This window comes from Streptomyces sp. NPDC002588 (genome assembly GCF_040295925.1).
Classification (GTDB): Bacteria; Actinomycetota; Actinomycetes; order Streptomycetales; family Streptomycetaceae; genus Streptomyces.
In genome coordinates, this window is the sequence record NZ_JBEOWF010000006.1 from 26532 (window position 1) to 48834 (window position 22303).

Genomic DNA, 22303 nt, shown 5'->3' on the forward strand with positions numbered 1-22303 from the left:
GCCCGACCAGGGCCGAAAGTCCGTTCATGCCCGAATAACGTCCGAACCTGTTTACTTTCCGGAAATCCGGGCGTAGCCTCCGATCGAAACCACAGGTTCGGGCATCGGTCGGAGGTAAACGGACATGTACGCACCGGAGCGGCAGCAGGAGATCCTGCGGCTCGCCCGTGACGGCGGCCGGGTCGACGTCCTGTCGCTGGCCGAGGAGTTCCAGGTCACCGCGGAGACGATCCGCCGCGACCTGAAGGCCCTCGACCGTGCCGGACTGGTGCGCCGGGTCCACGGCGGCGCCATACCGGTCGGACGCCTCGACTTCGAACCGGACCTCGCCGAACGCGAGGGCACCTCCACCGACGAGAAGGACCGCATCGCCAAGGCGGCCCTCACGGAACTGCCCGCCGAGGGCACGATGATCCTCGACGCCGGCACCACGGTCGCCCGCCTCGCTGCCGCGCTCCCGCTGGAGGCCGAGCTCACCGTCGTCACCCACAGCCTGCCGATCGCCGCCCGCCTCGCGGACCACCCCGGCATGCAGCTCCACCTCGTCGGGGGGCGTGTACGGCACCGTACGCGCGCCGCCGTGGACGCCTGGGCGCTGCGGGCTTACGGCGAGATCCGTGCCGACGTCCTGTTCGTCGCCGCCAACGGCTTCTCCGCCGAACACGGGCTGACCACCCCCGACCTCGCCGAGGCCGCGGTCAAGCAGGCGGCCGTCGCCGCCGCCCGCCGGGTGGTGCTGCTCGCCGACTCCTCCAAACACGGCCAGGAGCACTTCGCCCGCTTCGGCGACCTGAGCGACGTGGACCTGCTGATCACCGACAGCGGGCTGAGCGACGACGACGCGGCCGCCATCGAGCGCGGCGGCACGGAAGTAGTACGAGCATGAGCGGCACCGACATGAGCAACGCGGGAGTGATCCTCACCGTCACCCCCAACCCCTCCCTGGACCGCACCTACGAGGTCCCCTCCCTCGACCGCGGCGAGGTCATCCGGGCCACCGGCGAGCGGATGGACCCCGGCGGCAAGGGCGTGAACGTCTCGCGCGCCGTCGCGGCCGCCGGACGGCGTACGGTCGCCGTACTGCCCCTGGGCGGTGCGCCGGGCGCGCTCGTCGCCGACCTGCTCGACGCGCAGGGCATCGAGGTCGCGCCGGTGCCGGTCGCCGGAGCCACCCGCTCGAACATCGCGCTCGCCGAGTCCGACGGCGTCCTCACCAAGATCAACGCCCCCGGGCCGGAGCTGTCCCAGGAGGAGCAGGAACTCCTCCTGGAGACGGTGCGCGAGCAGTCCCGCGACGCCGGCTGGATCGCCTGCTGCGGCAGCCTGCCCCGAGGACTCGCGCCGTCCTGGTACGCCGAGGTCGTCGCGCGGGCGCACGCCGGGGGCGCGCGAATCGCTCTGGACACGTCGGGGCGCGCGCTTCTCGAAGCCCTGCGCGAGCGGCCCGACGTGGTGAAGCCCAACGCCGAGGAACTCGCGGAAGCCGTCGGGCGGCCCCTGGCCACGGTGGGCGACGCGGTGAAGGCGGCCGAGGAACTGCGCGGAATGGGGGCCCGAGCGGTGCTCGCCAGCCTGGGCGCCGACGGACAACTGCTCGTGGAGGACACGGGCACCTGGTTCGCGAGCGCGCAGGTGGACGTCGTACGCAGCAACGTGGGCGCGGGCGACTCCTCCCTGGCCGGCTTCCTCATCGCCGGCGGCAGCGGCCCCGCGGCGCTCGCCTCGGCCGTGGCCCACGGCGCGGCCGCCGTACAACTCCCCGGCAGCGTGATGCCGACCCCGGACGACCTGGACCCGGCGGCGGTGACGGTCACGGCGCAGGTGCCGGTGGACCGCGAACTCAGGGAGCCGGTGTCATGACGGAGCCGAACGAGCCGGGTGCCATGACGGCTCTCCTGTTACTCGCTGCTCTCCCCTCTCCCTCTCCCCATCTCCCTCCCCACCCCACTCCCGTCCCCATCCTCACCCCCGCCCACCCCACGCCCCGGGCGATACGCGTGCGAAGGAGCCCGCGATGAGCGACATGATCACCGCGGATCTGGTCGATCTCGACCTGTCCGCCGACACCAAGGAAGCCGCGGCGCGGTCCCTTGCCACCCGCATGGTGGCCCTGGGGCGGGTGACCGACCTCGAGGGCTTCCTCGCGGACGTGGCCGCCCGCGAGGCCCAGATGCCCACCGGCCTCGACGGCGGCATCGGCATCCCGCACTGCCGCAGCGAACACGTCACCGAGCCCACCCTCGCCTTCGGGCGCAGCGCCGCCGGTATCGACTTCGGCGCCGCGGACGGCCCCGCCGACCTGGTCTTCCTGATCGCCGCACCGGCCGGTGCCGACGACGCCCATCTGACGATCCTGTCGTCGCTGGCCCGCCAGCTGATGAACAGCGAGTTCACCGACGCGCTGCGCTCGGCGGGCGACCCGGCGGCCGCCGCGGCCCTGATCCGGGGCGACCAGGGCACCTCCGAGGAACCGGCGGAAGCCGTGGACGCCTCGGGATCCGCAGACTCCGTGGTGGCGCCGGCGGCGGCCTCCGCCGACGCCACCACGGCCACCACCCCTCCCACGTCGCAGGCTCCGGCCCCGGAGCCCTTCCGGATCGTCGCCGTCACCTCCTGCCCCACCGGCATCGCCCACACCTACATGGCGGCCGAGTCCCTGGAGAACGCCGGCCGTGACGCGGGCGTCGAGGTCACCGTCGAGACACAGGGCTCGGCCGGCTTCACCCGGCTCGACCCGGCCGTCATCGCCGCCGCCGACGCCGTGGTCTTCGCCCACGACGTCCCCGTACGCGAGAAGGACCGTTTCGCCGGCAAGCCCACCGTCGACGTCGGCGTGAAGGCGGGCATCAGCCGCCCCGCCGAGCTGATCGCCGAGGCGCGCGCCAAGGCGGAGCGCGGCGAGGTCACCGCGGCCGCCAAGGGCGGCACGCCGGTCGAGCGGACCGGGGAGTCCGGCGACAGCTACGGCACCAAGCTCCGCAAGTGGCTGATGACCGGCGTGAGCTACATGGTGCCGTTCGTCGCCGCGGGCGGTCTGCTGATCGCTCTCGGCTTCGCGATCGGCGGCTGGGAGATCAACAAGGCGCCCTCGGTCATGGAGCACTTCTCCTGGACCCAGGTCGACAGCTGGGGCGCTCTGTTCTTCCAGATCGGCGGAGTAGCCTTCGGCTTCCTCATCCCGGTCCTCGCCGGATACATCGCGTACGGCATGGCGGACCGTCCCGGTCTCGTCCCCGGCTTCGTCGGCGGAATGATCGCCTCCAACATCGCCGCGGGCTTCCTCGGCGGTCTGGTCGCCGGTCTGCTGGCGGGTGGCGTCGTCCTCGCGATCCAGCGGATCCAGATCCCGCCGGTGCTGCGCGGCATCATGCCGGTCGTCGTGATCCCGCTGATCTCCTCGATCGTCGTCGGCTTCCTGATGTTCGTCGTGGTCGGCAAGCCCATCGCCGAGGCCCAGAAGGGCATGACGGACTGGCTCGCCGGACTCTCCGGCACCAACGCCGTCCTGCTCGGCGTCCTGCTCGGCCTGATGATGTGCTTCGACCTCGGCGGACCCGTCAACAAGGTCGCGTACGCCTTCGCCACGGCCGGCATCGCCGTCCAGGACCCCAGCGACTCCGCGATGAAGGTCATGGCCGCCGTCATGGCCGCCGGCATGGTCCCGCCGCTGGGCATGGCGCTCGCGACCACCGTCCGCAAGAAGCTGTTCACCCCGACCGAGCGCGAGAACGGCAAGGCCGCCTGGGTGCTGGGCGCCTCCTTCATCTCCGAAGGCGCGATCCCGTTCGCCGCGGCCGACCCGCTGCGCGTCATCCCGGCCTCGATGGCGGGCGGCGCCGTCACCGGCGCCCTGTCGATGGCCTTCGGCGCCACCCTGCGCGCCCCGCACGGCGGCATCTTCGTGATCCCGCTGATCGGCAGCCCGTTCCTCTACCTGATCGCCATCGCGGCGGGTGTGTGCGTGACCACCGCCCTGGTCGTCGTCCTCAAGGGCCTGCGGGGACGGTCCGCGGAGGGCACGGCAGCCGAGACGGCAAAGGACGGCTCCGCCGCCGCGGAGTCCGGGAAGAAGCAGCCGATCGCCGCGTAACGGCAGCAGACGCGCCCGAGCGGCCGGTCGTCACAGTCCTCGAAGCAGGGGCTGCGGCCGGCCGCTCGGCTTTGCCCGGAGACCTGGGAGCTCCTCCGGCGACTCCACGAGCTCGGCGTGGGTCTTCAGCCCGCTGCCGGGCCGGGCGGGAAAGCCTGCATTGCCCACCCTGCCTGGTTCTGGTGCATTCTGTCGCTGTTCGAACGAACGCACAGGGAGCGACAGTGGACGACGCCTTGCGGATCAGTGTGCTGGGCGAGGTGCGGGCCACGCTCCAGGGCCGGGCCGTGGACCTCGGGGGCCGCCGGCAGCGCGCGGTGCTGGCCCGGCTGGTGGTGGCCGACGGGGCGAGCGTGAGCGCCGAGCGGCTGGTGGAGGCGGTATGGGCGAAGACCCCGCCGCCGAGCGCCCCCGGGGCTCTCCAGACATACGTCTCACGTCTGCGGCGCGGACTGGAGCCGGGCAGCAGGGCCAGAAACCGCAGCGGGATCATCGTCCGCGAGGGATCCGGCTACGGCCTGTGCGTACCGGAGGAGGCGGTGGACGCCCGGCGGTTCGAGCGGGCGCTGCGGCGGGCCGAGGCGCTCGCCGATCCCGCCGAGGCGGTCCGGGTCGTCGGGGGCGCGCTGGAGCTGTGGCGCGGGCCGGCGTTCGCCGAGTACGCCGCCGAGCCGTGGGCCCGGGCCGAGGCCGCCCGCCTGGCCGGCCTGCACGAGACGGCACGGGAGCGGCTGCTGGCGGCGCGGCTGGACAGCGAGGACAGCCCCGTGCTCGTCCCGGAGGCCGAGGCACTGGCCGCCGAGGACCCGCTGTGCGAGGAGCGCTGGCGGCTGCTGGCGCTCGCCCTGTACCGCGCGCACCGCCAGGCCGACGCGCTCGGCGCCCTGCGGCGTGCCCGGCAGACGCTGGCCGAGGAGCTGGGCGCCGAACCGGGCGCCGCGCTGCGCGCCCTGGAGGCCGATGTGCTGGCCCAGTCGCCGGCGCTCGACCGGGTGCCGCGTTCCGCGCCGGCCGCGATCCACGTCCGCCCCCCGTCCGCCGGAAACGCCCTGGTGGACCGGGACCGGCAACTCGCCGAGGTGGAGGCGGCGTTGACCGGCGCCGCGCGCGGTGAGGCCGCGGTCGTCCTCCTGGACGGCCCCGCCGGCATCGGCAAGAGCAGCCTGCTGGCCGAGGCACGTCGGCTGGCCGCCGAACGCGGCATGCTGACCCTGACCGCGCGCGGCAGCCGCCGTGAGCAGGACTACGGCTTCGGCGCGGTACGCCAGCTGCTGGAGAGCCTGGTCGCCAGACGCGGCGGTGAACTGCTGACCGGGCCGGCCGCCCCCGCCTCGGTGGTGTTCGACCACGACGGCCCCTCCGTCCCCGCCGCCCCCGCCGCGGCACCCCAGGGCTTCGCCGTCCTCGGCGGCCTCCACCGGCTCACCGAGCGACTCGCCGCCGAACGCCCCCTGCTGCTGGCCGTGGACGACCTCCAGTGGTGCGACACCGGTTCGCTGCGCTTCCTCGCCCACCTCGCGCGCAATCTGCGAGGCCTGCCCGTCCTCGTCGTCGCCACCCTGCGCACCGGCGAGCCCCACCACCACGGACCGCTCCCGTCCGAACTCACCGACGCGCCCTCGGTCCTGCGCATCCGGCCCACGCCGCTCACCCCGGCCGGCGTCGCCGAGCTGGTCGGCCGCTCGCTCGGCGAGACCCCGCACGACGACTTCGCCGCCGCCTGCCACCGGGCCACCTCGGGCAACCCGCTGCTCCTGCGGCAGCTGCTGCGCGCCCTGCGGTCGCGCGGCGTCCGGCCGCACGCGGCACAGGCCGCCACCGTCACCGACGTGGGATCCCGCGCCGTCTCCCAGCTCGTCCTCGGCCGCCTGACCCATCTGCCCGCCCTTGCCACGGAGGTGGCCCGCGCCATCGCCGTCCTCGGGGACGGCGCCGCCGTGCGGGACGTCGCCATCGTCATGGAGGTGCCGGACGGCATCGTGGCGGACGCCCTGGCGCCGCTCGTACGGGCCGAGATCATCCGTGACCGGTACCCGCTGGGCTTCGTGCACCCCCTCGTCGGCGACGCCGTCTACCGCGACCTTCCCCCCGGCGAACGGCAGCTGCGGCACGAGCGCGCCGCCCGCGCCCTGCACACCGCGGGCGCCCCGCTGCAGCAGGTCGCCGCCCATCTGCTGCTCACCCCCCGCCGCGCCGACCCCTGGGCCGTGGACCTGCTGCGCACCGCGGCCCGCGAGGCCGTCGGCCGGGGCGCCGCGGACGCCGCCGTCACCTACCTGACCCGGGCCCTGGACGAGCCGCCCGGCCCCGACCGGCGCCCCGATGTGCTGCTGGAGCTGGGGCGCGCCGAGACCCTCGGCAACGGCCCCGCCGCCGTGGAGCACCTGGGCCAGGCCTACGAGACCCTGCCCGACCCGGCCCGCCGGGCCACCGCCGCCCTCGCGCTCGCTCGCACCCTCGTCTTCGCCGGCGGACCCGGCCAGGCCACCGCCTTCGCCCGCCGCGCGGCCGGCGAACTGCCCGCCGAGTTCACCGACGCGCGGCAGGGGCTGCTGGCGCTGGAGCGGACCAGCGGCTTCATGCACGGGCTGCACCCGCGGCAGTGGCGCTCCGACGAGACCCCGGTGATCAGCGGTGACGGCCCCGGCGCCCGGATGCTCGCCGCCAACCTGGCCCGGGAGGCGGCCCACGACGGCAGCAACCGCACCCGGGCGGTCGAAATGGCCCGTTTCGCCCTTGCCGACGACGTGCTGCTGGACGCCGGCGAGGAGATGCTCTGGTACACCGCCGCGATCGTGCTGCACCTGGCCGACGAGGAGGTCGGCGAGCTGTGGGACGCCGCGCTGGCCAGGGCCCGTCGGCGCGGCTCGCTGTTCTCCGTGCTCGCCACCCACCTGTGGCGGGGCTGGACCCAGTGGAACCACGGCGACCTGCGCGCGGCGCACACCTCGCTGGCGACCGCCATCGAGCACTCCGAGACCTGGGGCCTGGCCCCCGGAGCCCCCCAGGGCCGGACCTTCATGACGGCGTTGCTGCTCGACCTGGGTGACGTGGCGGGCGCACGCGCCTGCCTCGAACGGATGCGCGGCTGGATCGTCGGCACCGAGGGCACCCGTCTGCTGGGCGAGACCCAGGCCAGGGTGCTGATGGCAGAGGGACGCCCCGACGAGGCACTGGCCAGCCTGGACGGTGTCCGCCATCTCCAGCCGCCGGTCGGCAACCCCGCCTGGTGGCCCTGGGGTTCCCTGCGGGTGCGGGTCCTGGCCGACCTCGGTGAGCTGGCCGAGGCGGAGGCACTGGCCGAGGAACAACTACGCGTGGCCCGCGGCTGGGGCGCCCCCAGCTCCTCGGGCCGCGCCCTGCGGATGCTCGGCGAACTGCGCGGCGCCGACGGCGTGCCCCACCTGCGGGAGGCGGTGGCACTGCTGGCTCCCGGCCCGGCCCGGCTGGAACACGCCCGGGCCCTGTACGCCCTCGCCCTGCACGGCCCCGAGGCCGAGGCCGGCCCGGCGCTGCGCGAGGCACACGACATCGCTGCACGGTGCGGGGCCGAGGGGCTGCTGCGATCCGTGCGGAAGCTTCAGGGGCAGCGGTAGGCGAACTCCGTCGACGCCCTCACCGGATCCGGCGAGAGCACCTCCAGGGTCGCGGTGGCCCGGAGGGTGCCCCGCCCGTCGAAGCTCCAGCGCAGCACGACGTCCGTGTGCCGGGTGCCGTGGGCGATGTGCTGGCGCAGGACGCCCGACACGGTGCCGTCGCTGCGCTTCCAGCGGTAGCGCACGTCGCCCGCCCCGCCGTTGGTGCGCAGGGTGCCGGTGATGACTGCGGTGCCGTCGCAGGGCGGCCCGTCGGGATCGGTGCGGACCGTGGCCGATGTCACCGTGAGCGGCGGCCCGTAGTGCTGCCAGGCCAGGTAGGCCAGTACGGCGATCAGCACGACCAGCGGCAGCAGCCAGCCACCCAGCAGCCGGCCTCTGCGCCGCTTGCGCCGTTCGCCCCGCGGCGGCCCGTCCGGACGGGCGGCGCCGTGCCAGACCTCGGCAGCGGTGGATCCCCCCACACCGGTCGGAACGGGGGAGGGGACGCCGGGACCGAAGGAGATCCCCGGTGCCGTCCGGGCGGTGTCGTCCTCGGTGAAGGTGTCGTCCTCGGTGAAACGGAGCGTGGCGGCGATTTCGCGGGCGGCGTCGGGGCCGTCCAGCCGTACGGTCTCCATCTGGTCCGGGGGCGGCAGCCATACCGTGAAGGCCTCGTCGGGTGACGCGGGGCCGCCCTGCGGGCCGGTGCCGTCCCCGGACGGCAGGGCGAAATACCGCCGGGGGTCCTGACGGGGGTCCTGAGGTGCCGTCATGGTTCCTCTCGGGTGCGGGATGTCGGGCGCGGTGGCAGCAGCCGGAGTCTCAGCGGACGGGGTCGCAGCTGCTGGGAGCGGCGATGGTGGCGATGGAGCCGTTGCCGGAGTCGGCGGCCGGGCTGGTCGACACCTTCACACCCAGATAGGGGTAGGGGTCCGGGGTGCCGAAGGTGTGGGTGTAGCGGCCCGAGATCTGGGTCTGCCCCTTGGCGAGCGTGACCGACTGGGTGCCGTCGGCCGGGCCGGTCTGGCCGTCGGTCATGCTGTTGAACCAGGTGAGGGTCATCGTGCCGTCGGCGGCGCCGTCGGTCTTCACGGTGACCGAGACCACCATGGCGCAGCCCGACCCCAGCGGCCCGCTCGCCTGGATGGTGACGGACTCCACGTCGAGCTGCGGTGCGGCGGTGGCCGTGGGGTCGGCGGTGGGCGTGCCGCCGCCCCCGGCGGTCGTACCGCCCCCGGTCGTGCCTCCGCCGGTCGTGCCGCCACCGGTAGTTCCCCCGCCGGTGGTGCTTCCTCCGGTGCCGCCCCCGCCGGAGGAACCGGTCGGCGTGCCGCCCGTCGCCCCGCTCGCCGATCCGCCGGTCGTTCCCCCGGCACCGGCCTCCTCCGAGGCGGACGCCGACGCGGAGGCGTCTGCCGACGTGCTCGGGCTCGCCGAGCCGGAGGCGTCGGCGCTGCCGGACACCGTGCCGGACGGAGTGGACCCGGCGGGCCCGGTGGACTCGGTGGACGATGCGGAGCCCGCGCCGCTCGACGCACCGGCCGTGGTCCGGGAACCGGCCCTGTGATCGGACGGATCACCGCTCGCGATCGCGGTCAGCGTGAGCGCGCCGGTGAGTACCGCGCCCGCCGTGACCCCGGCCACGATCTTGCCCCGGCCCCGCAGCGGACGCCGTCCGCGCACCTCGGCCCCCGCCCCGAGCGTGGTCGTCGCGAGCGCGGTGGTGCCCGAGGCGCCGGGCTCGTACAACGGGAACAACAGCGGCAGGAGCGCGGCCAGGGCGGCGAGCTTGCGCTGCCCGCGCTCCTCCCAGTCCTCCCCGTACGCGGCCGTGGCGAGCGCCTCCAGTTCGGTGACGAAGTCGGCGGCGGTGGCCGGGCGCTGCTCGGGGTCCTTGGCGAGGCCCCTGCGGATCAACGGACGTACCGGCTCCGGGACGAGCTCGTCCGGGATCGGCGCCTCCATGTGCTGCACGGCCAGCTCTATCGCGGTCGTACCGGAGTACGGCCTGGCGCCGGTGAGGCACTCGAAGAACGTGGCGGTCGCCGCGTACACGTCCGAGACCGGGCTGGCGGGCCGGCCGGTCCACTGCTCGGGCGCCATGTACAGCGGAGTGCCCGCCACCTCCTCGGCCCGGTAACCGCTGCGCACGGCGATACCGAAGTCCACCAGCTTCGACGAGCCGTCGGCGGCGACCAGGACGTTGTCGGGCTTGTAGTCCCGGTGCACCACCCCCGCCGCATGGGCGGCGGCCAGCCCCAGCAGCGAGCCCTTGAGCACGGTGAGCGCCGCCTCGGGCCCGGTGGCGCCCTCCTCCCGCAGCAGCGCCCCCAGCGGGACGCCGTCCACCAGTTCCATCACGATGGCGGCGCCCTGAGGCGTCTCCGCGTACTCGTACAGCCGGACCACGTACGGCGACTCCAGCGTGCTCAGCAGCCGCGCCTCCGCACGGAAGCCCGCGCGGAACCGTTCGTCGTCGCGGAGCCGCTCGGAGAGGTACTTGACGGCGACCGGTGTCCCCGTCTCCTCATGCCTGGCGAGCACCACCCGCCCGCTTGCTCCCGACCCCAGCTCCCGTATGCCCCGGTAGCCGCTGACCGTCCACTCCGGCACTCCTGCCGTCCCGCTGCGTCGCTCTCGTTCCACGAGAGGGATGATCCGGGGCCGTCTTGCAGTGCACTTGCAAGTGCGCTGCAAGAGGTGCGCCACACCCTGGCCGGTACGTACTCAAAGCCTCGGGCACCGTCTCCGCCCCTCGGGGACGCCACGGTCACCGGCAGTTTCACCTGCTGAGCCGCCTCCGGCCGGACTACCCGAGCAATCCTTCCTGCCCGGTCCGCCCAGCCGCGGGCAGGCGGTCGGAGGCGGCGTTCACGGTGCGCAGCAGACCCTCCGCCCCGCACCGCCCGGCGACGGCCCCGGCTTGGCGCAGGGCCCGGCCGGCGTCGTCCGGCGGGCTGTGCAAAGCCAGGGCGTGGAGCGCGCGGGCGTACTCCAGCACGGCCAGGGACGGGGCGAGGAGGGTGACGGCCTCGCGGAGTTCCGCCAGCCCCTCCGGGCCGCGCAACTCACCGAGCAGACGCAGGTTCCTGCCCAGCAGGACCGGCGCCCCCCACTTACGGGTACGGGTGAGTTCCTGCTCGAGCACGGCGACGGCCTCGGCTCGCCGCCCCGCGGCGGCCAGCACCTGGGCTCGCAGCGAACCCCCCGGCCACCAGGTGAGGCTGCTCACGGCCTGGGTGCGGGCGAGTTCGTCGAGCACCGCGAGCGCCTCGGGGTGGCGTTCCTCCGCCAGCAGCACCGCGGCCCTTGCCTCGGCGAGCAGGCGTGAGCCGGGCCCCGTCGCGGGCAGCGTGCCGAGCCGGTCCAGGTGCGCACGGGCGCCGGCGGTGTCGCCGAGGTCGATCAGGACCCCGACGGTGAAGGCATGCCGCGCGTACGGCACGTCGGACACGGTCGCCCGCAGGTCCAGCGGCTCCTGCGCCGAGGTCAGGAGAGCGAGGGCTTCCCGCAGGTAGCCGTGACACCACTGGGTGTAGCCCTGCCAGGTCCGCGCGATGTTCCCGGTGTACAGGGATCCCTGCCGCTCCGCATGGAGCCGTACTTCCGTCCAGAAGCCGCTGACGTCGTCACCGGCCATGTGCAGCACGACTCCGGCCATGCTCCACAGCGGGCCGCTGCCGGCGGTCAGCAAGGCCCGGTCGGCCAGGGCGAACCGGGCCAGCTCGACGGCCCCGGCACGGTCGACGCCGTCCATGAACGCCTCCATGGCCAGGGCAGCGGCCAGCATGCGGGCACCGGGACCCTCTCCTTCGACGGCCGGGTCGGCGCCGCCCCGCCACCGCGCCGGGTCAAGGCCGTGAAGATAGCCGCTGATCCGGGCCAGGGCCTCCAGGGCCTGCCGGTCGTCGGCCAGGCCGGCGGGCAGCTCGCCGGCGGCCTGGCGGGCGAACTCGGTGGGTTCACCATGTCGTCCGGCCAGCAGGAGGGCGCCGGTGAGCAGCCGTGCCGCCGCGGCGCGCCGCACCGGATCGGACAGTGTCCGGTAGGCCTCCCTCAGGTGGGGCAGCGCGGCGGTGGGTCCGTCGCCGAGGAAGGCCGCGCGGCCGAGTGCCAGCCGCAGGCCGGGGCGGAGGTCCGGGTGCGGCGGCTCCCGCAGGGCCCGCTCCAGATAGATGGCGGCGGAACCCGTGGCACCGCGGCCGGCCGCGGCGGCCGCCGCCGTGCACAGGGTCTCCACCACCCAGGCTTCGCCCCGGTGCGGAGCCAGCAGCAGCTGGGCGGAGATCCGTTCGGGCACGGCGTCCAGGTCGTACAGAGTCCGTGCCGCCCGCTCATGGAACGACCGACGCTCGGCGGACGGCAGGTCGCGGTAGACCGCGTCGCCGATCAGCGGGTGGACGAAACCCAGCGGGTACCGGTCGCGCAACACCTCTGCCCGCACCAGCGGGGCGACGGCTTCGGCGGCGGCGCTCTCCGACAGGCCGACCAGCCGGGCGACGGCGGGCAGTTCGGCACCGTCGCCGAGAACCGCGACCGCTCGCGCCGCCGTGGCGGAGGCCGGGGGAAGCCGCGACAGCTGGGCCAGGACCAGGCTGGTCACGGCCCGTGAGCCCAGTTCGGTGACCATGCCGACCTGGTCGGCGCGCGGCCGGACGTCTTCGGCCCGCAGGGCGCGCAGCAGCAGGTGCAGCAGCAGCGGATTGCCGGCGGTGGTGCGATGGCAGGCCTCGGCGAACGTGTCGTGAGCGGTCTCGCCGAGGCTTCGGCGGACGAGGGCGGCGACACCCTCGGGACCGAGCGGCGCCGGATGGACGTGCACGGCGGCGGCGTCCTGGGTGAGTTCGGTGAGCGCCGTGTCGTCCGGAGCGGGCTCGCCGGTCCGCACGGCCACCGCGATCAGGACCGGCTGATCGTCCAGGCGCTGGGCGAGGTGGGCGAGGAAGTGCAGGGAGGCGGTGTCACACCACTGGAGATCGTCGACGCAGAGCAGGACGGGGCGCCCGGCCGCCAGGGCGGTGACGACCCGGCACAGGCCGCTCAGGACCGCGAAGTTCTCCGGGACCGGCGGGCCGGGGAGGCCCGCGTCGGCGTCGAAGACGCGGGCCGCCGCGGCGGCGCCGGTCAGCAGCCCGTCCTCCGCCCCGGCCACGGCGTCCTTCAGCAGCTGGCGCACGGCGCCGAATCCGTACGCACTCTCGCGCCGGCTGCCGCGTGCCTGCAGCACCAGGACGTCGTGGAGGACGTCCCGGTCGTCGGCGAGCCGCCGCAGCTCGGCCAGCAGACGGCTCTTGCCGATCCCCGCCGGGCCCTCGATCAGCACCAGCCCGGACTCCCCGGCCGACAGCCCGGCCACACAGTCGCGGAGATCGGCGAGTTCCCGGTCGCGGTCGAGGAGTTCCTCGGCGGGCTGCGGAGCGGGCTCGGGGGGAGAGGAAGGGGAGGAAGTCGCGGAGGCGGCCGACGGCGCGGGAGCGGCGGCGCGGTCGTGGGCCGGGAGGTCGTGGGCCGGGCGGTCGGTCGTGGGTGTCATCAGGGCGGGGGCCCGGTCCAGCACAGCGGCCTCAAGGGTGAGCAGCGCGGGCCCGGGGTCTATGCCGAGTTCGCCGACCAGCAGCGCCCTGGCGCGGCGCAGGGAGCTGAGCGCCTCGCTCCGGCGCCGCGACCGGTAGAGGGCGAGCGCCAGCAGCCGCCAGCGCTCCTCCCGCAGCGGGTCCTCCGCGACCAGCGCCTCCGCCTCCGGGACGACCGGGCCGCTCTCCCCGCAGTCCAGGCGCGCGGCGAGCAGCCGCTCCCGGGCCACCTCCCGCAGCTCGGCCATCCGGGCCGCCTCGGGCACCGCCCAGGGCTGTCCGGTGTACTCGGCGAGCAGCGGCCCCCGCCACAGTGCCAGTGCCTCCCGCAGGGCCACCACGGCCCGCGCGGGATCGCCCTGCGCGGCGGCGCGGCCTATGGAGTGCTCGAACCGCCAGGCGTCGACGGCCTCGTCGGCGATCCGCAGGGCATAGCCGGAGCCCTCGCGGACGATGAACCCGGTACGGCTCTTGGCCGCCCTGTCCGGTTCGAGGCGGCGCCGCAGATGGGACACGTAGGCGTGCAGCGCGTTCAGTGCGCTGGGCGGTGCCTCGTCCCACAGAGAGTCGATCAGCCGGTCCGTGCTGACGATCCGGCCCCGGGCGAGCAGCAGAAGGGCCAGGACCGCGCGCTGCCGTCGGCCACCGAGTTCCAGCGGTGCGCCCTGTCGGGTGGCGGTGAGCCTGCCGAGGGCACCGATCCGCAGTCCCGGCTCCCCGCCGCCCCGGATGTGCTCGGCCTGTCCCGTCCCCGCCCCGTCCGCCATCCGCCGCCCTCCTCCGCATGCGTCCGCTTCCGTGTGGAACTGCGTTGAGGACGAAGTATCGCCGGATTCCGGTTGCGAGGCGAGATGAGGTGAGGCGTTCGCGGATGGTCCTGTGCGCACGGAGGATCCGGACGATCTGCGTGCTCTGCTCGGGCGGCCGCATATCGCCCGCTGGGGAGAACCGGACCGAGCGCGGCGTGCCGCGAAGCTGGAGTGGAGGAAGTACGGCGCCCAGCTCGCCGAGCTGCACTTCCCGTGATTCCTCGCGGCGCTCGCGCGCCGTGGGCTTGACGGCGCCGGCGCGGACCATGCGCAGTGCGCGGATCGCCCCGAGGGTCAGGAGACCTGGGCCGCCCGCCGCTCCATCGCCTCGCGTGCCTCCGCCTCCGACGGATACACCTCGCACATGTGCCGCCCGTCCGGGGTGGCCGTGTGCTCGACCTCCCACAGGGAGATCTCCTGGCCGTCACGCAGCAGGAACGCGTGTTCGTAGAGCGAGAAACCCAGCCCGATCCGGCCCGCCCGGCAGGGACGCCCGAAAGCCTGGGTGATCTGGTGCGCGAACGCCGTCGCCAGCAGGTCGGCGATGTCCAGGCCGGGACTGTCGGTGTTCTCCGCCCGGCGCAGCAGCCGACGGGCGTGGTCCGCCGAGTCGTCCGGCGCGTACACGTGCCGCGGCAGGGAGACCTGCGCCAGCGGCACCAGCACCGGCAGCTCGAAATCCGCGGTGTCCGGGGGTAATGGCAGCCGTGCCGTGGCCGTGCGCAGCTCCTCCTCGTCGACGTACACCTCGTGCTGCGGCTCGCTGCCCGGCGCGGTGTTGTGCACCAGCTCCCACAGGGTCAGCGCGCACCCGTCGGCCAGCAGCCAGGTGTGCCGGTAGGTCTCGCGGTGCATACCCGCGCTGTGGTGCGCGGAGTGCAGCGAGCTGTCGTGCGCCAACGCGCAGTCGAGCCGCCGCAGGGCCTCGTCGGGCAGCTCGAACGAGTTCAGGGCACGACCGAGGAGTCGCGCGAGGTGCTCCTCCGGAGACTCGGGCGACTCGGCTGGTTCGTACGCTGCGGTCTCGTACGGAACGCTCAAGGTTTCTCCCGGCGTTGCTGCATGTCACCTTGTGGGTGCATACCGTAGCCCCTCGGTCGGACATCATGTCCCGGAACCGAGAAAACCTACGCAGGGAAAACGGCCGGGCCGCGCGAAATGTTCCTGCGCGGCCCGACGATCTGTCAGAAAGTGCCGGTCGAGGACCGGTTCGCCGATCTCAGGAGGCGCTGCCCGCCGTCCACTCCGCCCACGACATGTTCCACCCGTTGAGCCCGTTGTCCGGAGCCACCGTCTTGTCGGGCGAGTTCTTCACGATCACGACATCCCCGATCAGCGAGTTGTCGTAGAACCACTTGGCGGGCGTGTCCCCCTGCGCCCCCTGGACGTCCGCGAGGCCTACGCAGCCATGGCTGGTGCCCTCCCGGCCGAACGGCGGATTGCCCTTGTTGTACCAGTAGTTGCCGTGGATGAAGGTGCCGGACGTCGTCAGACGCATCGCGTGCGGCACGTCCGGGATGTCGTACTCCCCACCCAGACCCACCGTCTGGCTGTTCATCCGGGTCTGCACGAACTTCTCGGAGATCACCATCTGCCCGTTGTACGTGGTGTGCTCCGGGCTGCCCGACGAGATCGGCTGATTCCGCAGCACCTTCCCGTCCCGTACGACCGTCATCATCTCCGTGTCGACGTCGACCGTGGAGACCTGCGACCGCCCGATCGTGAAGGTGACCGTCTTCTTCTGCACCCCGTAGACACCGTTCGCGCCTTCGACGCCGTCCAGGTCGATCTTCATCGTGACCTTGGAACCGGCCTTCCAGTACTCCTCGGGCCGGAAGTCGAGCCGCTGCGCCCCGAACCAGTGCCCCACCACCTGCTGGCCGCTGCTCGAGGTGACCGTGATGTGCGACTGCACGGCCTTCTTGTCACCGATGACCTTGTCGAACGTGAACGACACCGGCATCCCCACGCCGACCGTCGTGCCGTTGTCCGGCGTGTACGTCCCGATGAAGCTGTTCGACGAAGTGACCGTGGTGAAGATCGAGTTGGCGGCGGACGTCTTGCCGTTCGAATCCTTCGCGGTCGCCGATATCTGGTACTTCGTGCCGCGCTCCAACTGCTCCTTCGGCTTCCAACTGCTGCCGTCGGCCGCCAGCGTGCCCGCCACGACCTGCCCGCTGCCCGCCACCGTCATCTTCACGTCGGTGAGCCGGCCGTCGCTCACCTTCACACCGGTGGTGTTGATCGACGCCCCCGTCGAACCGTCCTTCGCCGAGATGGCGATCTTCGCGGTGGACGTCTTCGCGCCGACCTCCTTGCCGTTCTTGCCTTCGTCGACCTTGGCGTTGGCGCTGCCCCCGCAAGCGGTCAGGGTCAGGGCGCCGACCACGAGGACGGCACAGGCTCCCAGGGTGCGACGCACTGTTGTGTCCGGCGTTGTCACGGGCTGCTCCAGCTTCATGAGACGTTGCGAGATCCGCTGCGGTACGCGGAGTACGTGGAGAAGGAGAGACCGGACGGCCGCCGGGGTTCCCCCTCTGGCGCAACGGACACGATCACGTGACAGAACCAGGACAATCGCTCGGCCCAGCCCCTCGGTTCAGTTCCCAGGTCAGCTCCTGGCGGCGCTGCGAGGGGGCACCGACCTGCGGGGCGACAGGGCGATGACGGACCGGGAAGTACCCGGCGCACATCACCACCGGCACGGTCCGAGGCGAACCCGTGCGGCCCGAGGACGACCGGAACCTCCCGTCACCCCCCGTACAACTCCGTGTACGACGGCCACGCACCCCCCGGCCCCACCACCGGCGTGGCCGCGCGCACCGCACGGATGATCGCCCGGGTCACCACGTCCGCGCCGGCGGCCAGAAGGTCGTTGAGAGCCAGCGGATGGTCGGGGACGAGCGGGCGGGCGCCCGTGGCCAGGGCGAACACCGTGTCGCCGTCGTGCAGGAGGTGGACCGGGCGTACCGCGCGGGCGATCCCGTCGTGTGCGGTGCCCGCCAGCTTCTGCGCCTGCGCCTTCGTGAGGTCGGCGTCGGTGGCGACCACCGCGAGCGTCGTGTTCAGCGGCGGCGGCGCGTTCTGCGCCGCCGTCTCGGCGAGGCGGAGCCGCGCGGCCTCGTGCACCCGCGCCTCCGGATACTCCACACGCCCCTGGAACAACTCCCCGTACAGCACCCCCGTTTCCGGATCCATGACCGAGCCCGCCGCGTTCGCCACCACCAGCGCGGCGACCGTGATCCCCGAGTCGAGGCGTACGCCGGCACTGCCCACACCGCCCTTCATCGGCCCGACCGCCGCCCCCGTCCCGGCGCCCACGCAGCCCTGCGGCACCGGTGCGCCGGGCGCGCTCGCCGCGGCCTCCTCGACCGCCGCCCGGCCGAGGGCCGCGTCCGGGCGGGCCCGGAAGTCTCCGCCCCGCCCCAGGTCGAAGACACAGGCGGCGGGCACCACCGGCACCACGTGCGCGGGGTCCCGGCCGACCGGCACACCGCGCCCCTGCTCCTCCAGCCAGGCCATCACCCCGGACGCCGCGTCCAGCCCGTAGGCGCTGCCGCCGGTCAGCACGATCGCCTCGACCCGCTGCACCAGGTTGCGTGGGTCCAGCGCGTCGGTCTCCTTGGTACCGGGACCACCACCGCGCACATCCACGGCGGCGACCGCGCCGCCCTCCGGTGCGAGTACGACCGTGGTGCCGGTGAGCCAACCGTCGCCGGTGCGGGAGGCATGCCCCACCCGCAGACCCGGCACGTCCGTCAGAGCGTCAACTGTCATGGGAGCCAGTCTCACCCGGCCCGCGCCGCCGGCGGCCGCAGTCACACGGCCGCGCTCGAAGCCCGCTAGCCCGCTCGCCCGCGCCGCCGCCCGCGCTGCCGGCGTCGTGCCGGTCGCCGCCGCCAGGGTCCTGGTCCGCAGGGCCGCACCCCGCAGGGCCGTACCCTGGAGGCATGAGCACCACAGCCGCCCCCGAGCCGCGCGACCCGAAGGCCGCGCTGGTCTTCGACGATCCGCTGGACCAGCAGTCCTCGGACGACACGGACCGCGGGTGGGGCGAGCGTCCGGCCGCCTCCGGCGACAGCGCGGCCGATCTCAGGCGCTTCCTCGACGAGAAGCCGCCCCACCACCTCTGAACCGCCGACGGCACCCGGCCCCACCCGCCGCGGGTCGAAACACGCCCTAGCGGTCCATGGGGCCCGCGCCGCGCTGAGCCACTATCGCGTCGCGGATCTCCTTGAGCACCTCCAGCTCGGTCACTTCGAGGACCTCCTGCGTGCCCTCCTTCGCCTTCCTGCGGGCCTCCATCCGGGCCAGGTACTTCGCCATGGGCAGCACCATCAGGAAGTAGACGACCGCCGCGGTGATCACGAAGGTCAGGGTCGCGCCGAGGACCGAACCCCACAGGAGCCGCACGCCCGTCGCGCTGTCGCCGGTACCGGTGCAGGGGCCCTTGATGCAGGAGCTGTAGCTGTCGAGGTTCTGGGTTCCGATCGTCCCGATGACAGGGTTGATGATCCCCTTCACCACCGAGTTGACGATGTTCGTGAAGGCCGCGCCGATCACCACCGCGACTGCCAGATCGACGACGTTCCCGCGCATCAGGAAGGCCTTGAAGCCCTGCCAGATGCTCGGATCCTTCTTTGTCTCGCTCACCTCGGGGACTCTCCTCATCTCCACGGGTCGTGGCACGTGCTGTGGAAGGAACAGCTCCGCAACCTACGTGAACGTGAGGCGGTCGTGGTCCTTTCGTCGGCTCCAACGACGGACTTGACTTCTTCTTCAACTTCTTCTTCACCACAACGTCACCACCAGCCGGTCCGTCGCGCTCGCGCCGGCCAGGCGGGCCGCGGTGGAGCGGGGCACCGACAGCAGGAGCAGCGCGCCACCGTCGGCGCCCACGGAGGAGCCGGAGGAGTCCAGCGGCTCGGGCACCTTCGTCACGAGCGCTCCGCGTGCGACCACCCGCGCCTCCCCGCCCGTCGCGGTCCGCCCGAAGGCAGAGGCGGCCGAGGGGGTCGCGGCGACCGGGACGGCGATGACGTCCACCCGGTCCCCGGGCCTCAGCAGCCGGACGGTCCCGGCGTCGGCGATCCGTACGGGCACTGTCGTTTTTTCGGCGGCCCGACGCCCGCGGGACGGGGCGCCCGCGGAAGAGTGCGCGCGGGCATGGGCGTCCCCGACCGCCTGCCCGCGCGCCGGAGCCGGACCGCCGGTCCGCGGTCCGGCCGCCACCAGCGCGGCGGCGGTGACGGCGAGGCCCAGCGCGAGGGCCCGCTGCCGGGTGCGGACGAGCCGGCGCAGCCCGTAGCGGCCGCCCGTCACCCGCACGGGAGCGAACTGCGGCACCTCGCACGGGGGAGGGACCGGGGGAGGGGGAGGACGAAGGGACAAGGGGAACCACCACCTGCGGCGAGGGATCGGATTGCAAGGCCACGATGACCCCTCGCGCCGCCGTCCGCCGGAGCCGGTGGACAGCCCACGGCTTGTGGACAACTCCGTCACCCGAAGGAGGAGTTCCGCTCGGCGGATCCCGGACTACGGCAGCTCGAAGCCCGGATCCATCCCGCCCAGCGCGTTCGTGCACAGGCAGTCCCGGTCCTCGTTCGCCGGCAGTGCGGCCACCGCGTCGAACAGCACGCCCCGCAGCCGGTCCACATTGGCGGCGAACACCTGCAGCACCTCGTCGTGCGAGACGCCCTCGCCGGTCTCGGCGCCCGCGTCGAGGTCGGTGACCAGAGTCATCGACGTGTAGCAGAGCTCCAGTTCACGGGCGAGAGCCGCCTCGGGATGGCCGGTCATGCCCACCACGGACCAGCCCTGCGCCCGGTGCCACAACGATTCCGCACGGGTCGAGAAGCGCGGCCCCTCGATCACGACCAGCGCGCCGCCGTCGACGGGCTCCCACTCCCGGCCGCGTGCCGCCTTCGCCGCGGCCGCACGGCCGGTGGGGCAGTAGGGGTCGGCCAGGGACACGTGCACCACGTTGGGCACGGTGCCGTCGGGCAGCGGCAGCCCGTCGAAGTACGTCCCCACCCGGGACTTGGTGCGGTCGACCAGCTGGTCGGGCACCAGCAAGGTGCCCGGCCCGTACTCGGGACGCAGCCCGCCCACGGCGCACGGGCCGAGAACCTGCCGTACGCCCACCGATCGCAGTGCCCACAGATTGGCCCGGTAGTTGATCCGGTGCGGAGGCAGGTGATGACCGCGGCCGTGACGCGGCAGGAAGGCGACCCGCCGTCCGGCGATCTCGCCGAGGAAGAGGGAGTCGCTGGGAGAGCCGTACGGGGTGTCCACCTGTACCTCGGTCACGTCCTCGAGAAACGAGTAGAAGCCCGACCCGCCGATGACACCGATCTCTGCGTTCGCCATGGCCAGCACAGTATCCGCCCCCGGTGGCGCGCCGGGAGCGGCCTCCGGAAAACACCGAGGACCCCGCCGTCGTACGACGGCGGGGTCCCGGGGGGAGTCCTTACGCGGCGGAGGTGCCGGCCGAGGTGCTGGAGCTCGACGACTTCGAGTCCGAGGAGGACGAGGAAGAAGACGTGGAGGTCGAGGACGACGACGAAGAGCTGTCCGAGGACGAGGACGACTTCGATGCCGACGCCGGCGCGCTGCTCGACGAGGAGCCGCGGCTGTCGTTGCGGTAGAAGCCCGAGCCCTTGAAGACGATGCCGACCGCGGAGAACACCTTCTTGAGGCGGCCACCGCAGTTGGGGCACTCGGTCAGGGCGTCGTCGGTGAACTTCTGCACCGCCTCGAGGCCCTCGCCGCACTCGGTGCACTGGTACTGGTACGTCGGCACTGTCTTCCTCCTGGCACTCTTACTCGATGAGTGCTAACGACGGTCCATAGTGACGCATTCCCGAGGATCAGTCCACTGTCACCGGCACGCGGTGACCGACGCCACGTGCGACGGTACGGCCCCGGGGACGCGCCACCAGCCGTGAACGCAACGCCAGAAGCACCGTCAGGGCCAGCAGCGTGCCGCCCATCGGCACCAGGAAACCCGCCCCGCCCCGGAAGCGGTCCTCCAGCTGTCCGGCGACCGTGACCGCCGCCGCCTGCCCGAGCGCCACCGCGCCCGTCAGCCAGGTGAACGCCTCGGTGCGCGCCCCGGCCGGGACCAGGTCCTCGACCAGGGTGTAGCCGGTGATCAGCGCGGGCGCGACGCACATGCCGACCAGAAGCCCCAGGCCTGCCAGGACCGGTACCGAGTGCGCGGCCCACAGGCCGGAGGCCGTCAGCGCCAGTGCGCCGTACCCGACGAGCAGGCGGTGCTGCGGGGCGGTCTTCCACGCCACGGCGCCGCAGACCAGGCCCGAGAGCATGTTGCCGGCGGCGAAGGTGCCGTAGAGGACGCCGTTGAGGCCCGGTTCGCCGATCGACTCGGTGAACGCGGCCAGTGAGACCTGCATGCCGCCGAAGACCGACCCGATGCCCAGGAAGGCCGCGATCAGCACCCGCACACCGGGGGAGCGCAGGGCGGAGACGTGCTCCACGCGCGCGTGGCCGGCGGCGGAGACCTGCGGCTGGGTGCTCTTCCGCGCGGCGAACAGCAGACCACCGAGCAGGGTCAGGGAGGCCTCGGTCAGCAGGCCTGCGGCCGGATTCACGGCGGTGCACAGGGCGGTCGCCAGCAGTGGTCCGACGACGAAGGTCAGCTCGTCCGTGACGGACTCGAAGGCCGCTGCCGTGGTCAGCAGGGGCGAGTCCGCCAGCCGCACGGCCCACCGGGCGCGCACCATGGGCCCGATCTGCGGCACCGAGGCGCCGGTGGGCACGGCCGCCGCGAACAGCGCCCACAACGGCGCGTGGGCGAGGGCGAGCCCGGTGAGGGCGAGGCCGGACAGCGCGTGCACGAGCACGCCGGGGACGAGTACCGCGCGCTGTCCGTGGCGGTCGGCGAGGCGGCCGCTCCAGGGGGCGAACAGGGCCATGGAGACGCCGGTGACGGCCGCGGCGGCGCCTGCCGCCCCGTAGGAGCCGGTGGTGTGCTGCACGAGCAGCACGATGGAGATCGTGAGCATGGCGAACGGCTGGCGCGCCGCGAAGCCGGGGAGCAGGAACGTCCATGCGCCGCGCGTGCGCAGCAGCTGTCCGTATCCGATGGAGACCGTGGACGCCACGGCCCGTGCCTTTCTGCCGCCTGGTAGCGCGACCCCACTGTGCGGGCGAGGGGCGCCGAGAGCTGTCCTCTTGCGCTACTGCGGTGGATACCGGCGCCACTGAGGGAGGGCGCTCCGGCCGCCATAC

Annotated in this window: 17 protein-coding genes; 6 read left to right on the plus strand and 11 right to left on the minus strand. The window is 73.5% G+C overall.

Annotation, left to right across the window (positions count from 1 at the left end):
• Window positions 1-124: 124 nt before the first annotated feature.
• From ABT057_RS08455 to ABT057_RS08470, 4 genes are all read left to right on the plus strand, one after another.
• On the plus strand, window positions 125-886 hold the full coding sequence (locus ABT057_RS08455) for a DeoR/GlpR family DNA-binding transcription regulator (RefSeq protein ID WP_352341697.1): 762 nt from the start codon (window positions 125-127) through the stop codon (window positions 884-886).
• A gap of 26 nt (window positions 887-912) precedes the next feature.
• Window positions 913-1860 carry a 1-phosphofructokinase gene (gene pfkB, locus ABT057_RS08460; RefSeq protein WP_352341888.1) on the plus strand — a complete coding sequence of 316 codons (948 nt, stop codon included), beginning with the start codon at window positions 913-915 and terminating at the stop codon, window positions 1858-1860.
• Window positions 1861-2014: 154 nt separating this feature from the next.
• Window positions 2015-4090 (plus strand): PTS fructose transporter subunit IIABC, encoded by a 2076-nt coding sequence (locus ABT057_RS08465; RefSeq protein ID WP_352341698.1) that lies wholly within the window; start codon window positions 2015-2017, stop codon window positions 4088-4090.
• A gap of 224 nt (window positions 4091-4314) precedes the next feature.
• Window positions 4315-7686, plus strand: coding sequence for an ATP-binding protein (locus ABT057_RS08470; protein WP_352341699.1), 3372 nt, complete (start codon window positions 4315-4317; stop codon window positions 7684-7686).
• Here ABT057_RS08470 and ABT057_RS08475 read toward each other — a convergent pair.
• From ABT057_RS08475 to ABT057_RS08485, 3 genes are all read right to left on the minus strand, one after another.
• Window positions 7671-8441: a hypothetical protein gene (locus ABT057_RS08475; RefSeq protein ID WP_352341700.1), complete on the minus strand. Its 771-nt coding sequence runs from the start codon at window positions 8439-8441 to the stop codon at window positions 7671-7673. The two genes, ABT057_RS08470 and ABT057_RS08475, sit on opposite strands and share 16 nt — an antisense overlap.
• 49 nt (window positions 8442-8490) lie before the next feature.
• Window positions 8491-10314: a serine/threonine-protein kinase gene (locus ABT057_RS08480; RefSeq protein WP_352341701.1), complete on the minus strand. Its 1824-nt coding sequence runs from the start codon at window positions 10312-10314 to the stop codon at window positions 8491-8493.
• A 163-nt stretch (window positions 10315-10477) separates the two neighbouring features.
• On the minus strand, window positions 10478-14008 hold the full coding sequence (locus ABT057_RS08485; RefSeq protein WP_352341702.1) for an ATP-binding protein: 3531 nt from the start codon (window positions 14006-14008) through the stop codon (window positions 10478-10480).
• 112 nt (window positions 14009-14120) lie between these two features.
• Between ABT057_RS08485 and ABT057_RS08490 the strand changes: the two genes are divergently transcribed.
• Window positions 14121-14267, plus strand: a complete 147-nt coding sequence (locus tag ABT057_RS08490) for a hypothetical protein (RefSeq protein WP_352341703.1) — start codon at window positions 14121-14123, stop codon at window positions 14265-14267.
• Window positions 14268-14344: 77 nt separating this feature from the next.
• Here ABT057_RS08490 and ABT057_RS08495 read toward each other — a convergent pair whose 3' ends face one another.
• The 3 genes from ABT057_RS08495 to ABT057_RS08505 form a co-directional block, all read right to left on the minus strand.
• Window positions 14345-15091, minus strand: a complete 747-nt coding sequence (locus ABT057_RS08495) for a DUF6227 family protein (RefSeq protein WP_352341704.1) — start codon at window positions 15089-15091, stop codon at window positions 14345-14347.
• Between the two features lie 178 nt (window positions 15092-15269).
• Entirely contained in the window at window positions 15270-16493 is a 1224-nt protein-coding gene (locus ABT057_RS08500; protein ID WP_352341705.1) for a L,D-transpeptidase, read from the minus strand.
• Between the two features lie 308 nt (window positions 16494-16801).
• Complete coding sequence (locus ABT057_RS08505) at window positions 16802-17827, minus strand: P1 family peptidase (protein ID WP_352341706.1); 1026 nt, start codon at window positions 17825-17827, stop codon at window positions 16802-16804.
• A gap of 173 nt (window positions 17828-18000) precedes the next feature.
• Here ABT057_RS08505 and ABT057_RS08510 point away from each other — a divergent pair, with 173 nt between their 5' ends.
• On the plus strand, window positions 18001-18183 hold the full coding sequence (locus ABT057_RS08510; RefSeq protein WP_352341707.1) for a hypothetical protein: 183 nt from the start codon (window positions 18001-18003) through the stop codon (window positions 18181-18183).
• 46 nt (window positions 18184-18229) lie between these two features.
• On the opposite strand, the gene mscL is transcribed toward ABT057_RS08510, so the two are convergent.
• The 5 genes from mscL to ABT057_RS08535 form a co-directional block, all read right to left on the minus strand.
• Entirely contained in the window at window positions 18230-18721 is a 492-nt protein-coding gene (gene mscL / locus ABT057_RS08515; protein WP_502973825.1) for a large conductance mechanosensitive channel protein MscL, read from the minus strand.
• A 120-nt stretch (window positions 18722-18841) separates the two neighbouring features.
• The gene (locus tag ABT057_RS08520; RefSeq protein ID WP_352341709.1) at window positions 18842-19396 is read right to left on the minus strand and encodes a hypothetical protein; all 555 of its coding nucleotides are present in this window, start codon (window positions 19394-19396) and stop codon (window positions 18842-18844) included.
• 189 nt (window positions 19397-19585) lie between these two features.
• Window positions 19586-20419 carry an S-methyl-5'-thioadenosine phosphorylase gene (locus ABT057_RS08525; RefSeq protein ID WP_352341710.1) on the minus strand — a complete coding sequence of 278 codons (834 nt, stop codon included), beginning with the start codon at window positions 20417-20419 and terminating at the stop codon, window positions 19586-19588.
• A gap of 100 nt (window positions 20420-20519) precedes the next feature.
• Complete coding sequence (locus tag ABT057_RS08530) at window positions 20520-20852, minus strand: FmdB family zinc ribbon protein (RefSeq protein WP_352341711.1); 333 nt, start codon at window positions 20850-20852, stop codon at window positions 20520-20522.
• A gap of 67 nt (window positions 20853-20919) precedes the next feature.
• A complete protein-coding gene (locus ABT057_RS08535) occupies window positions 20920-22176 on the minus strand; it encodes an MFS transporter (RefSeq protein WP_352341712.1) in 1257 nt (418 codons plus the stop codon).
• Window positions 22177-22303: the final 127 nt, after the last annotated feature.

What these genes read in the sequence shown, in the direction of transcription:
- ABT057_RS08455 (WP_352341697.1), top strand. Translation starts at nt 125, where the DNA reads ATGTACGCACCGGAGCGGCAGCAGGAGATCCTGCGGCTCGCCCGTGAC.
- ABT057_RS08465 (WP_352341698.1), top strand. Translation starts at nt 2,015, where the DNA reads ATGAGCGACATGATCACCGCGGATCTGGTCGATCTCGACCTGTCCGCC.
- ABT057_RS08475 (WP_352341700.1), bottom strand. Translation starts at nt 8,441, where the DNA reads ATGACGGCACCTCAGGACCCCCGTCAGGACCCCCGGCGGTATTTCGCC.
- ABT057_RS08485 (WP_352341702.1), bottom strand. Translation starts at nt 14,008, where the DNA reads ATGGCGGACGGGGCGGGGACGGGACAGGCCGAGCACATCCGGGGCGGC.
- ABT057_RS08505 (WP_352341706.1), bottom strand. Translation starts at nt 17,827, where the DNA reads ATGACAGTTGACGCTCTGACGGACGTGCCGGGTCTGCGGGTGGGGCAT.
- ABT057_RS08510 (WP_352341707.1), top strand. Translation starts at nt 18,001, where the DNA reads ATGAGCACCACAGCCGCCCCCGAGCCGCGCGACCCGAAGGCCGCGCTG.
- mscL (WP_502973825.1), bottom strand. Translation starts at nt 18,721, where the DNA reads ATGAGGAGAGTCCCCGAGGTGAGCGAGACAAAGAAGGATCCGAGCATC.
- ABT057_RS08525 (WP_352341710.1), bottom strand. Translation starts at nt 20,419, where the DNA reads ATGGCGAACGCAGAGATCGGTGTCATCGGCGGGTCGGGCTTCTACTCG.